Source organism: Arsenicibacter rosenii, assembly GCF_001870735.1.
Taxonomy (GTDB): Bacteria; Bacteroidota; Bacteroidia; order Cytophagales; family Spirosomataceae; genus Arsenicibacter; species Arsenicibacter rosenii.
Genome location: NZ_MORL01000005.1, coordinates 89,366 through 102,608 on the forward strand (window position 1 = coordinate 89,366; position 13,243 = coordinate 102,608).

Here is a 13,243-nt window from a genome sequence, read left to right on the forward strand (position 1 = left end):
ATCAGTCCGAAGCCTGCGGCCTGTTAATTGTATAGCCGCAATCGGTTATTGGGCTACCTGTACAGCGATTTCGGTACTCAGACCAGCCCGGAGCAGGCTTTTGTATTTCTCAGGATGTTCAATTTCAATCTTCACCGGCACACGCTGTGTCAGTTTCACGAAGTTGCCGGTGGCGTTATCGGCAGGCAGCAACGCAAACTTAGAGCCGGTTGCTTCTGAAAGTGAAACCACTTTGCCTTTAACGTCCAGGTCAGGGTACGCATCAAGCTTGATATCGACCGGCTGACCAACCCGCATTTTTTCGAGCTGCGTTTCCTTGAAGTTAGCGACTACCCAGAACGTTGAGTCGGCGACAATGGTGAACAGGTTCTGGCCCGGCTGTACATACTGACCAACCACCACATTTTTCCGGCCGATTTTACCCGAAATGGGTGCCATCAATTTAGTATACCCAACCCGGAGACGGGCATTTTGCACGGCGGCTTCCTTTACTTTCAGCATGGCCTGCATTTTCTGAATGGCCGCCTGTGCTTTGGCAATACCTGCTTTGGCAACGCCTTCCGACGTCTGGGCTAAGGCAATCTGCTGCTGACTGGCTTCGTACTGACGGCCCTGCACATCGGCATTGCTGCGGGTATCTTCCAACTGTTTCTGGGTTAATGACTGTTCGTTGTAGAGGTTCTGGTCACGTTGCAGGTCTTTCTGAGCTTTATCACGGCGGGAAGCCTGCACACTGGCATTTGACTGAGCGACGCGCATATTCTGGGATACATTCCGCAAATTGGCCTGAGCCGTCTGCAAATCTGCCTGAGCCGTCCGGATGTCGGCCAGTGTCTGCTGATAATCAGCTTCAGCCTGCTGTAAGGCGACATCATACTCCTGCGGATCAATCACGACCAGTGTCTGGTTTTTCGAAACGTTCGCGTAATCATCGACAGACACTTGTTGTACATACCCTGCTACCCGGGCCAGAACCGGGGCGGTATTGCCTTCTATCTGCGCATTGTCGGTAGTTTCGTACTTCTGGTTATATCGATACGACTGAAATCCATAAAAAGCGGCAGCGACCACAACGATGAGCCCTATAAGCCGTGGCAAATATTTCTTTACAGGATTGGCTTGTTCGGTTGACATTACTTATGCTGGTTTGATACGAGTAATTTTAATGCTTATGCAACTTAATAGGTAGTCAACTCGTTTGACTATTGTGGTGCAAATGTAAACCAAGTTGACTATCAAGTCAACCAAATTGACTACTTTTGTGTTGCACAATTGAATTAAAAACTCATTAAAACAGTATCTTTCGGCCATGATCTCCGAAGAAGCCAATATTTCCTATGATTTCGCGCATTACCGGTCTTTGCGCGAACGCTCGTTCGGCCGCTTAATGATGCGTCTGAAGCGCTACATGGCGAATTTTCTGGAAGGCAAGCTACATGAACTGGGCTTTGATGACTTTAAGGTAAGTTACCTGTCTTTTCTTTCGCATATTGAAGAGGCGGGCATTACAAACAGCGAACTGGCTCGTCATGCCTGCGTAACCAAGCAGATGATGAGTAAGACGGTAAGCTTACTGGAAGCCTCCGGCTATATATACCTGAAGAAGAATGAAAACGACAGCCGCTCAAGTATCATCTACCTGAGCGACCGCGGCAAATCGTTGTTTATTGCGCTGACGCAGTGCATGCAGGAGTTACGGCAACAATTCGATGCCATTGCCGGTGCGGAGCAGATCGACAACATGCTAGACACTATGATTCTGCTGGTCAATGAGTTACCGACTGAACAATAGTCCGGTCGTTGCTCAATCGACCGACACAAATTTGTTGGTGTACTGAACAGATCCTTTTCCGTTGTCCATCCGGAACAGCCCGATGCGGTAACGGCCCGGCTCAATCAAGGCTTTCGGCATGGCTGCCGACCAGCCTGGTAAAGCCCTGAACGGGTGTCGGCCTTTGGGTTTATTGGGTTCGGCAAACATAACATAGGCGTGCTGATCAGAACGGAATATCAGGTACGTCCCCGTATGCCGGTCAACGGTATAGCCCGCCTCATCACTACTCATGACCACATAATCCGGCTTATATTCGATTGTATACGGCGTTGCCTTGATGGTATCGCGCACCATGCCATTGATTTTCTTTTCATCGGCGGTAATGGCCGGTTCGGGTAAGGTATACCATTTCCGCTGCGTCATGACATCCGTCAGTTCGATAATCCATTTGGCCAGTGCCGAATTACGGGTACCACCCAGACCAATCCGGTTATGCTGCTGGTTATACGTCAGCCCCTGCATGTGTAACCGGCGCTGCACGGCTTCCGGAATGTATGTTTTGTAGGTAAAGCCACTCACAAAGACAAAAACCGCAAACAGCCCTACCAGCAAATACCGGTTGATGAGTGCCTGCCGCTGCATACTGATACGGGTTGAGGTGGCCACAGTATGCAGCAACGCAACATAGGCAACTGCCCACAACACCAGCGAATAAGTCCGGTAAGAGCTATGCAGCACCATGCCGAAATAGAACCGTATCCGGAAGAAAGCAATCAGCCCCATATTGGCCAGCAGAAACAAAACGCAGCCCAGCAGGAATACATCTGAAAATGACGTGTTGCGGTCTTTACGGAAAACCACCCGGACAGTCCAGAAAACCAGGAAGGCAATCACCAGCAACCCCGCCAGAAAAGGCAGGTGTACCCGTTTTTCGATAGGCCAGGCCGGAAAGAAATCAAAAATACTACCCGCAAAAATCAGGAAACCGGCGATGGTCTGGAACGGGTGTTTCAGTACATACGCAAAGCCTTCGGCATTGCCCTGCTGTACCGGATACCCCAGAAAATACAGGTAAATACTGGCGGCACCAATCACGAGCCAGATGACCAGCTGAACCCAGCGGCGCTGAATGAACAGCATAGCGGCCCCTGCCGGCCAAAGCAGAATACCGTTTCCCATGCTAAACGTAGCCAGAAAACCCATCACAAGGGCCAGTACAAAATAGACCGGCCGCTCTTTCGGACGGGTCAGCGATATCGACAGCCGTGTCCCGTCCTGCGCCAGCAGAAAGAACGTCACCAGAACCAGCATTATAATGGCCAGATATTGCAGGGTATAAATGGCGGTAAAGGTCAGCAGGTAATTCTGGGCAGAGAAAAGCATGAGCGGGACAGGCAGCAGATAAGCCACCGGCAACCCAAGCCGCCGGATGGTACTGTAAAGCAGGATCAGAATTACCACCAGCCCCAGATTGCCCCAGAGCATCAGACCGCTATAGCTGATGCCGCCTGTGAGCAGATATTGCCCGAACACTACCAGCCGGGCATACACAACGCGGTGTTCATTGTTTGGCCGGATCAACGCAGCGATCCGCTCCTGAAAGGAGTCTGCATCCAGAAACTGTTGTAAAAAGAAAGGGATGTTTTCGTATTCGTCGAACCAGGGGATATCGAAACGCAGGGTAAAGAAATAGGCAAAAAATCCGGCGACCGGCAACAGGATCAGCAACCAGGTTATCGATGGATAGGTAAGCGTCCGGTAAATACGATTCATGGTTAAGTAATTACGTTAAGTTCGGTATTTCTGATGGATACGGTACATCTCGTACCACAACCGGAAAAAATAACTCATTTTCACCCGTGAGTCATGTTGTTCGATCCACTGCCGCAGGGGCATTTCGGCCACGTGACCACGCAACAGGTGCTGACGCCCGTGCATCTGAATCAGGCGGGCCAGTAATTCAACATCAAAGAGCCACGGGCTTAAAAAGGCCTCCTGAAAAAGAGCTGTCACTACCCGCCGGCGAAACAGTTTCGCTCCGCACTGGCTGTCGTAAACCGGAAGCCGGAGAATATTGCTGATAAACGTTGCAATGACACGGCCGGTGTAATGCCGGAAAGTATCACGCTGAATATCGGTCCCTAAAAACTTGATCCGGGACCCCATAACCAGGTCAAGGCCAGGCTGAGCGGCCAGAACCGCCTCCAGATCCTGTATCGCATCGAGGGGAGTAGCCAGGTCGGCATCCAGATAACCCAGACAATCGTATAATTCCGGTGCCTTGTGTAACATGCCCGCCCGGACCGCACCGGCTTTCCCCTGATTCTGCGGCAGAATAAGCGCCGTTACCTGCGTCGGCATAGCTGCTTCCAGTTGCTGCAATACGGCTTTGGTATTGTCCTGGCTTCCATCATCCACAAAGCAGATGTGTATGCCCGGATTATCGCGCAGATATTCCTGAAAGGCAGTTACTGGCAGCCGTTCGGCCTCGTTGTAGCAGGGAACAATGATACACGTTTTCACTCTAAGATCAGTTTCTGATGTCCGTAATAACCTGCCTGGCAACGATTCCAGAGATACTCAGGGTCTTCTTTGATGTCATCCACAAATAAGCTCGGCGGCTGCACGCTGAGTGGTTTCAGTTTAACTTCCTTGCCCGGCTGCAGCAACCGTTCGTGGCGCTCGTTCATTTCGCGGTTGAAGGCAGAGGCATGCCCGCGCAGCAGGTCATTATACATCAGTTTCAGCGGCTGGCTGAACCAGATAGCCACCCCGACCCAGATTACCATCAGTACCGGTACGCCGACCGGTACGGTAAACCGCTCAACCTGCCAGCTCTGCCGGTTGGCAAAGTAAATCCAGGTTGTCAGCACATAGAACCAGCCATAAAGAGCGAAATAATAAAACACATTCATGGTCCGGAAAGCGGGTGGCAGGCCAATGCCGTAGTACGACGGAAAAATAAGCGCACCCAGCAGACCGACATACACCAGCGTAACAACACCGGCCGGTACCTGAAACAAGTAGCGTACCGGACTACCCGGCCGCAGCAGCCGCAATGCCAGCGGTACATACAAAATCGAGAGCGGTATAACCGGCGTTTTGACCAGCCACATCCCAAACGACATTCCCAGCCAGCCTAACGAGGACACCAGGGAATTAATAAACTCACCGCCGTGGGGATTTCCTCCCATCCGGACGGCATTACCCTCCGCCCGGAACAGCAACCAGCTCGAGATAAAGGATACGATAATCAGTATGCCAGGAAACCAGTCCAGCTTTTGCTGAAACAGTAACCGATAACCAACAATGGCCAGTAAGAACAGCACCAGTACAATCAGGTTGGTTTCGCTGGACCCCACAATGGCGAATACCAGAAACCCGGCCCAGACAACGGTTAATGACTTAATGAGCCCGTCGCGCAGCCGGTACCAGCGGATAATAACAGCAATGAGGTAAAACGTCAGAGCGGTCGGTACGGTGTAGGAAGCCACCGCCGCTGTCCAGAAAAAAGCCTCTACACTGCTTTGTAAAGAGACAATGCTGATAAAAAACAGGATGGCAGTCGACAGAATAAGCGTTTGTTTTGACTGCCCGCGCAGGAGTTCGCTCAACAATGAATAGACGGATGCCAGTAAGCCGGTTACCGCCAGCAACGGAATGAGCCGGAATCCATCGTACCAGCCCCATACCAGTGGCGTGCCATGTACGAGAAAGTTGGAGAAATAACGGCCCGTCCATCCGTCATAGTAAAAAATCTGTGCCTGCCAGAATCCATGTTTGATTGCGGTGTCGGCAAAGCAATAATCATCGGCAGCAGACGGATGGTTATAGAACGATAGTACCAGCAGCGGAAGGTACGCAAACAGAAACAGGAACACTGCGCCAAGTTGCATCAGCAGGCGCACAATCGGATGCTTCATATCTAGTCATGGAAAAGCCCGCAGCAACAGATCAGTCGGTATGCGCGGCGGTCGGCTTTCCACTTTTCATTATAATTGGATAGGCTAAAACGGCGGCTAAGATAACGAGTGTACCGATGTAAAACCCCGGTGTCATCCGTTCTTTATCTTTGAAAATCAGGACAGCCAATAAAATCCCATAAACCGGCTCCAAATTTACGGTCAAATTCACAGCAAAAGGCGAAAATTTACGCAACAGGCTCATGGAGGCCGTATAAGCGTATACCGTACAAACCCCTGCCAGCACCGTCAGCCATAGCCATTGGCTGGCAAATATCGGCACAAACTGCTGATTTACAGAACCATTATTAACGCTACCCGTATCCTGGATAACCGTTACGTAAAACACCAGCAGAAAAAGGCCGGAGGTCAGGAAAGCGCCCGTCATTTCGTAGAACGACATAGTCAGTGCCGGAATACGCTGCGCAAACCGGCTGTTGATGATCGTAAACAACGCGGCCAGCATCGCTGAAAAAATAGCGACCGACAACCCGAGAACCTTGTCAAAGGCAAACCGGAAAATCAGATAAAGGCCGATCATCACCACAATACCCAGAATCACCTCGACCGGGCGGACGCGCCGCCGCAGCAGGAGCGGTTCCAGCAGACTGGTCCAGATTGACCCCGTTGCCATGCCGGCCAGACATACCGACGCGTTGGCCAGCCGCGCCGCCCCGAAAAAGGCCAGCCAGTGCAGCCCGATAATGGCTCCCGTAGCCAGCAGCCGCCAGCGGTCAGACGCTGCCACCGCAAAGCCTCCGTTTTTACGGAAAAACAAAACCAGCCCCAGGCCGATGGAAGCCAGCAACGTACGGTAAGCAACGACAGCCGGTGCATTCAGCGGATCCAGCAACAGGCCCAGAATAGCTGTAAATCCCCAGATAACAACCAGAAAATGCAGATGCAGGTAATCGAGTAGTTTTGGTTTCACAGCTTTACGGGTTACGGGGTTAAGGGGTGATACAGAGTAGCTGACCCGTTCGGGCGCAACCAGCCACTCCGCACAAAGGAGTTACCTTGGAATTGTTTTGTACAAAACTACACCAATGAAGGTAAATACAATATTAGGCAGCCAGACCGCCAGCAAGGGGTCCATATTCCCCGATTGGGCCACGCCCTTGGCCAGCATGAAAAACAGCAGATAAACGAAGGCCAGAAAGAACCCAAGGGCTACCTGCCAGCCGACCCCGCGCCGGCTTTTCCGGGCTGACACAATTACGCCGATAACGGTCAGGATCACAATGGCCAGTGGCCGGGTATCACGGGCGTATTTTTCGAGCAGATAAATTTCGAGTCCGTCGGCACCACGGCTCCGGAGCAAATCAATATAACTGTTGAGCTCCGGCAAGGTAAAGGTTTCGAACAGGTTGAAGTCGTTCTCAAAATCAGACGGTTTCAGATTCAGCGTTGTGTCGGCGCGGGTACCCGGTTGCAGTGTTTCCCTGATACCATCGATTGTCCGGATCTGATAGTCATACATTGCCCATTTCCGGCGGGTGGTGTCCCACTCAATACGGTCGGCGGTCAGTTTCTGTTTCAGTTGATTGCCTTCAATCCGTTCCAGCGTAAATTTATAGCCGGTACGGTTGTAGTTGTTGTAGCTTTCCAGATACGCATATACATCCGGGGCGATCTTGATGTGCACGTTCCGGCCCGAGAAGTTATACGGGTCTTTGGTATACTGTAATTCAAAGGCAATCCGTACCTTGTTAGCCTTCGGAATGAGGTAGTTAACCATGAAATAGGTCACAACACTCAGCACCAGCGCCCCGATCAGGTAAGGTACCAGCAGCCGCACAAAGCTGACCCCGCTACTCAGAATAGCAATGATCTCCGTACGGGCAGCCAGCCGTGAGGTCAGAAAAACCGTGGCAATAAAGACCATAAGCGGACTGATGTAGTTCGCCCAATAGGGTATAAAATTCAGGTAGTAGTCAAAAACAATCTTGCTGAACGGGGCATTATGCTGCCGGAAATCTTCGATTTTTTCGGTGTAGTCGATCATGACAACAACCAGCACAATCACAAACACCACAAAGACATACGTTTGTAAAAAACGCTTGAGTATATACCAGTCTAATAATTTCATGAATTGTGTATCAGCCTAATTGACTAAGAGGTTTCTCGTTACTTCGCAACTGACAAATAACGATTTTTCGCTGGATAAGTGCACCTGAACCGACTTGTCGAACGAACTTATTTCAGAAACTTTAACAGCACAGCCCAATGTCAGGCCGCTCCGGTCGAGGTGTTGCAGAAATTCAGGCGAGTGTTCGAGGACGCCCATGATGGTTACCTCCTCGCCTACGCTGACATCCGACAGCTTACGGTATTCGATTTGAGGCATCGTTCCGGCGGGGGTTGGGATAGGGTCACCGTGCGGGTCAAATTGCGGGCTCCCCAGAAAGGTATCCAGGCGCGAAACCAGCTCCTCCGACCGGATGTGTTCCAGTTCTTCGGCAATATCGTGTACCTGATCCCAGCCAAAGCCCAGTTTCTGCACCAGAAACACTTCCCACAGCCGATGACGACGGATTACCCGCAAGGCCTGCCGCTCGCCTTCTGCCGTCAGCCGTACGCCCTGGTACTTTTTATAATGAATCAGCTGCTTATCCGCCAGTTTGCGGAGCATATCCGACACCGAAGCTGCTTTGGTTGCCGTCATCTCTGCCAGGGCGTTGGTCGTAACCTCGCCGTTCTGCCGCGTCGACAGGGCATAGATGATTTTTAAATAATTTTCTTCGGTGAACGAATGCATTGGTTGTTACTTGCTTAGGAACGTTTTGAAACAATTCGCTGACAAAGTTAGTTTTTAAGAAAATCATACAAAAAATTTAGGCGCGTCTAAATTTAATATTCTATATTTCGGACAATTATTCGTAAGCACTCTAAAAGTTAGTATTTACCTCTATGAAACCTTGGCGGCAAGATAATGCCATGCATTCGTTGCCAGATGTGCACAGTACGATTCGGGTTCCCCGGAATGCAGGGTTTCTCAAGACACTGATGGCTTATCTCGGACCCGGGCTGATGATTGCCGTTGGGTATATGGACCCCGGGAACTGGGCCACCGACATTGCCGGCGGCGCCCGGTACGGCTATAAGCTGCTGTCAGTTATTCTGATTTCCAACCTGTTTGCCATTCTGCTTCAGCATCTGGCCCTTAAACTCGGTATTGCTACCGGTCGGGATCTCGCGCAGGCCTGCCGCGACAGTTTCAGCAAACCGGTATCCATCATCCTCTGGCTGCTGGCCGAAATCGCCATTGCCGCTACCGACCTGGCCGAGGTGATTGGTTCTGCCATTGCCCTAAACCTGCTTTTCGGCTTACCACTTTCTATCGGTGTCAGCATTACCGTACTGGATGTGCTGTTGATGCTCTACCTGCAACACAAAGGCTTCCGGGTGATTGAAAGCATCGTTGCCGGTCTTATTTTCCTGATTTTCTTTTGCTTTGCATACGAAATTTACGTCTCAAAGCCCGACCTACAACAAATTGCCGGTGGTCTGCTGCCTCGCCCTGAAGTCGTAACAACCCCGGGTATGCTTTACATCGCAATCGGCATTCTGGGTGCCACCGTAATGCCCCACAACCTGTATCTGCATTCGAGTATCGTACAGACCCGTGATTACGACCGGACGGTTGACGGACGGCGGAAAGCCATCAAATTCGCGACTATCGACTCAACGGTCTCGCTGCTCCTGGCGTTTTTTATCAACGCGGCGATTCTGATCCTGTCGGCGGCGGCCTTTCATACCAGCGGTAACCAGCACATTGCCGATATTACCGACGCCTACCACTTGCTTGACCCGCTGCTGGGGGTTAAGCTGGCCAGTATTATGTTTGCGGTAGCCTTGCTGGCATCGGGTCAGAATTCGACACTGACGGGTACGCTGGCGGGTCAGATTGTGATGGAAGGTTTCCTGAATCTGCGGCTGAAACCGTGGCTGCGGCGGCTGATTACGCGCTTGCTTGCTGTGGTTCCGGCCCTTGTTATTACCCTGCTTTACGGCGAAAAAGGGACGGCCGAACTGCTGGTATTCAGCCAGGTTATCCTGTCGCTGCAACTGAGTTTTGCGGTAGTTCCTCTCGTTCAGTTTACGGGTAACCACCTGAAAATGGGCGAGTTCGTCAATCCGAAATGGATGACCGTAATCGCGTGGGTTGTCGCCGTTGTGATTATCGTTCTGAACGGGTATTTGCTCTGGCAAACCCTTTTTTAAGCCAAACAACACATTGACATACAGAAAATAGACCCCCTGTACATACTCTTTCGCCCTTTCCCGTTCTAATAATCTAAACAAACTCTATATTTGCCCCGTTTTTCAGTAGCCCTAACCAATTCAGGGACCGGCTCTATCCGCTAATATGGAAGATAAAAGACATTTAGATACCGTATCGGGCGCGGGCATTCTGGTTGCGCTGGGCATCATTTACGGTGACATCGGTACCTCCCCACTGTACACCCTCCGGGCCATTGTCGGGCCAAACAATGTTGTTGATGAAGATGTGGTCCGGGGCGCCGTCTCCTGCATCTTCTGGACACTTACCATGCTGACAACCATCAAGTATGTGGTCCTGATCTTACGGGCCGATAACCGTGGTGAAGGTGGTATTTTTGCACTCTATGCGCTCGTTCGGCGACATGCCCGCTGGCTCACGGTACCGGCCATGATCGGCGGAGCCGCGCTCCTGGCAGATGGCATCATTACCCCGCCGATCTCCGTCTCCTCCGCTGTCGAAGGTCTCGAAATTCTTTATCCTGATATTCCGACAGTACCAATCGTTATCGGCATTCTGACATTCCTGTTTCTGATTCAGGCCTTTGGGACCAGCGTTGTCGGTACGGCATTCGGCCCGATCATGCTGGTTTGGTTTTCTATGCTGGCCACGCTGGGTGTCATACACATCTTCGATGACCCTACCATTCTGTATTCGCTCAACCCTTACTATGCCTACAAAATGCTTACCGGCCATCCGGAAGGGTTCTGGCTGTTAGGCTCGGTATTTCTTTGTACGACGGGGGCCGAAGCACTTTACTCGGATATGGGTCACTGTGGCCGGGGCAATATCCGGGTAAGCTGGGTATTTGTCAAAATCTGTTTATTGATCAACTATTTTGGTCAGGGCGCCTGGCTGATTACCCAAAACGGTCAAAACCTAAACGGCCGGATTCCGCTCTATGAACTGATGCCGGAATGGTTCCTGATCTTCGGGATCGTTATTGCAACATCGGCCACCGTTATTGCCAGCCAGGCCCTGATCAGCGGTTCGTTTACCCTCATCAGCGAAGCCATCCGCCTGAATTTCTGGCCTAAAGTACGGTTACGGTATCCGTCCGTTCAGAAAGGACAGCTATATGTACCGAGCGTAAACCTGTTACTGTGGATGGGCTGCGTCGGCATTACGCTCTATTTCCGCGAATCATCGAACATGGAAGCGGCCTATGGTCTGGCCATCACACTGACCATGCTGATGACGACCCTGCTCACGGCCTACTACCTCTATGTGAAGAAGTTTCAAGCCTGGGGCATTGTCCTGTTCCTGGCCGTTTATCTGTCTATTGAAGGCTCTTTCCTGGTAGCCAACCTGATTAAGTTCCCGCACGGCGGCTGGGTGTCGCTGGTGATCGGGGCCACGATTGCTGCCGTCATGTACATCTGGCTGCGCTCGTTCCAGATTAAGCTGCGTCTGACCGAATATGTCCGGATTGACAGCTATCTGCAGACCATCAAGGAATTGAGCCGCGACATCAGCATTCCGAAATACGCGACGCACCTGGTCTTTATGAGCAACGCTGCCCGGCAATCGGAAATCGAGTCAAAAATCATTTACTCCATCTTCCAGAAACGGCCGAAACGGGCCGATATTTACTGGTTTGTCCACGTTGATACAACCGACGATCCGTATACGATGGAGTATAAAGTCAATACTCTGGCACCCGACGATGCCTATAAGGTCACTTTCCGGCTGGGCTTCCGGGTCGAACAGCGGATTAACCTCTTCTTCCGGAAAGTAATCGAAGACATGGTGCGGAACAAGGAGGTAGACATTACCAGCCGGTATGAGTCGCTGAGCCGTCAGAACGTCATTGGCGATTTCCGGTTTGTGGTACTGGAGAAATTCCTCTCTTTTGAAAACGACCTGCCGTGGAGCGAGCAGATCATCATGAATCTTTATTTCTTTATCAAGAGTTTTACAACGTCGGAAGACCGCTGGTTCGGGCTCGACAGCAGCTCCGTGAAGATCGAGAAAGTGCCGCTTATCATCCGCCCTGTCGAAAATGTTAAACTCAAACGCATCCAAAGCTAATTGTGATTGAGTGAATGAACGATTGAGTGACCTGGTAAACCATTTTCGCTCAATCGCTCAATTGCTCAATTGCCCAATAATCGTATGAAAATTCTAATCACAGGTGGGGCCGGGTTTGTGGGCTCTTCGTTAGCGATCTCGCTGAAAACAAATTACCCCGACTATCAGATCTTTGCGCTTGACAACCTGAAGCGCCGCGGCTCTGAGCTGAATATCGCGCGGTTGAAACAGGCCGGGGTTGAGTTTGTGCACGGCGACATCCGGAGCAAAGAAGATTTTGACTCACTGCCGGCAGTTGACACAGTCATTGAAGCCTCGGCCGAACCGTCGGTACTGGCGGGTCTGGACGGTACCCCTGACTATCTCATCAACACCAACCTGTTTGGTACGGTCAACTGCCTGAACTACGCCCTGAAGCATAAAGCCAACTTTATCTTCCTGTCGACCAGCCGGATTTATCCGATCAAAACGATTGAAACCCTGAATTATTCAGAGGCGGATACCCGTTTTGTACTGACAGATGATCAGCCGGTGCCGGGTGTTTCTTCGAAAGGTATTGCCGAAAATTTCCCGCTCGACGGCGCGCGTTCGCTATACGGTACTACGAAACTGGCCTCGGAGTTACTGATTCAGGAATACAATGAGTTTTACGGACTGAAAACGGTCATCAACCGGTGTGGTGTGATCACGGGTCCGTGGCAAATGGGGAAAGTAGATCAGGGCGTCATGGTACTCTGGATTGCCAAGCATTATTTCGAACAGTCGCTGGCTTACATCGGATACGGCGGAACGGGCAAACAAACCCGCGACATGCTCCACGTAGCCGACCTGTACCGCCTGATCGACTGGCAGCTGCACAACATCGACGCGATCAACGGTGAAATTCTGAATGCCGGTGGCGGTGTTGAGAGCAGTGCTTCGCTACAGGAACTGACGCAAATCTGCCAGGAAGTAACGGGTAAAACCATCCCGATCAAATCGGTAACCGAAAACCGGGCGGCCGACATCCGGTTGTACGTCACAGACAATACGAAGGTTACGGCCCTGACCGGCTGGAAGCCCGAACTCGGTATCAAAGAGATCGTCACCGATATTCACGCGTGGCTCGACGAAAACCGCGCGGCGCTGGAGCCGATTTTAAAGTAATCGGCTCTTACGTAGTTGTAGAAGACGAATTGATCTTATTTTGCAAAG

General features: G+C 51.2%; 11 protein-coding genes. 4 read left to right on the forward strand and 7 right to left on the reverse strand.

Annotated features, from left to right (window positions below; translation table 11 throughout):
* Positions 1 to 45: 45 nt before the first annotated feature.
* Positions 46 to 1,134 (reverse strand): HlyD family secretion protein, encoded by a 1,089-nt coding sequence (locus BLX24_RS11475; protein ID WP_071503292.1) that lies wholly within the window; start codon positions 1,132 to 1,134, stop codon positions 46 to 48.
* 175 nt (positions 1,135 to 1,309) lie between these two features.
* On the opposite strand from BLX24_RS11475, the gene BLX24_RS11480 reads away from it, so the two are divergent.
* Positions 1,310 to 1,792, forward strand: a complete 483-nt coding sequence (locus BLX24_RS11480; RefSeq protein WP_071503293.1) for a MarR family winged helix-turn-helix transcriptional regulator — start codon at positions 1,310 to 1,312, stop codon at positions 1,790 to 1,792.
* 12 nt (positions 1,793 to 1,804) lie between these two features.
* Here the strand turns inward: BLX24_RS11480 and BLX24_RS11485 are convergent, their stop codons facing one another.
* The 6 genes from BLX24_RS11485 to BLX24_RS11510 form a co-directional block, all read right to left on the reverse strand.
* Positions 1,805 to 3,547: a hypothetical protein gene (locus BLX24_RS11485; protein WP_071503294.1), complete on the reverse strand. Its 1,743-nt coding sequence runs from the start codon at positions 3,545 to 3,547 to the stop codon at positions 1,805 to 1,807.
* Between the two features lie 15 nt (positions 3,548 to 3,562).
* Positions 3,563 to 4,297 carry a glycosyltransferase gene (locus BLX24_RS11490; protein WP_071503295.1) on the reverse strand — a complete coding sequence of 245 codons (735 nt, stop codon included), beginning with the start codon at positions 4,295 to 4,297 and terminating at the stop codon, positions 3,563 to 3,565.
* A complete protein-coding gene (locus BLX24_RS11495; protein ID WP_071503296.1) occupies positions 4,294 to 5,697 on the reverse strand; it encodes a DUF6056 family protein in 1,404 nt (467 codons plus the stop codon). Before BLX24_RS11495 ends, BLX24_RS11490 begins: the two co-directional genes overlap by 4 nt.
* A 31-nt stretch (positions 5,698 to 5,728) precedes the next feature.
* A complete protein-coding gene (locus BLX24_RS11500) occupies positions 5,729 to 6,667 on the reverse strand; it encodes a DMT family transporter (RefSeq protein ID WP_071503297.1) in 939 nt (312 codons plus the stop codon).
* Positions 6,668 to 6,748: 81 nt separating this feature from the next.
* Positions 6,749 to 7,825, reverse strand: a complete 1,077-nt coding sequence (locus BLX24_RS11505) for an LptF/LptG family permease (RefSeq protein ID WP_071503298.1) — start codon at positions 7,823 to 7,825, stop codon at positions 6,749 to 6,751.
* Positions 7,826 to 7,840: 15 nt separating this feature from the next.
* Positions 7,841 to 8,494 (reverse strand): metal-dependent transcriptional regulator, encoded by a 654-nt coding sequence (locus tag BLX24_RS11510; protein WP_071503299.1) that lies wholly within the window; start codon positions 8,492 to 8,494, stop codon positions 7,841 to 7,843.
* Positions 8,495 to 8,646: 152 nt separating this feature from the next.
* Between BLX24_RS11510 and BLX24_RS11515 the strand changes: the two genes are divergently transcribed.
* The 3 genes from BLX24_RS11515 to BLX24_RS11525 all read left to right on the forward strand — a co-directional run bounded on the left by BLX24_RS11515 (position 8,647) and on the right by BLX24_RS11525 (position 13,195).
* Positions 8,647 to 9,960: an Nramp family divalent metal transporter gene (locus BLX24_RS11515; RefSeq protein WP_071503300.1), complete on the forward strand. Its 1,314-nt coding sequence runs from the start codon at positions 8,647 to 8,649 to the stop codon at positions 9,958 to 9,960.
* A 145-nt stretch (positions 9,961 to 10,105) separates the two neighbouring features.
* Positions 10,106 to 12,049: a KUP/HAK/KT family potassium transporter gene (locus BLX24_RS11520; RefSeq protein ID WP_071503301.1), complete on the forward strand. Its 1,944-nt coding sequence runs from the start codon at positions 10,106 to 10,108 to the stop codon at positions 12,047 to 12,049.
* 84 nt (positions 12,050 to 12,133) lie between these two features.
* On the forward strand, positions 12,134 to 13,195 hold the full coding sequence (locus BLX24_RS11525; protein ID WP_071503302.1) for an NAD-dependent epimerase/dehydratase family protein: 1,062 nt from the start codon (positions 12,134 to 12,136) through the stop codon (positions 13,193 to 13,195).
* Positions 13,196 to 13,243 lie beyond the last annotated feature (48 nt).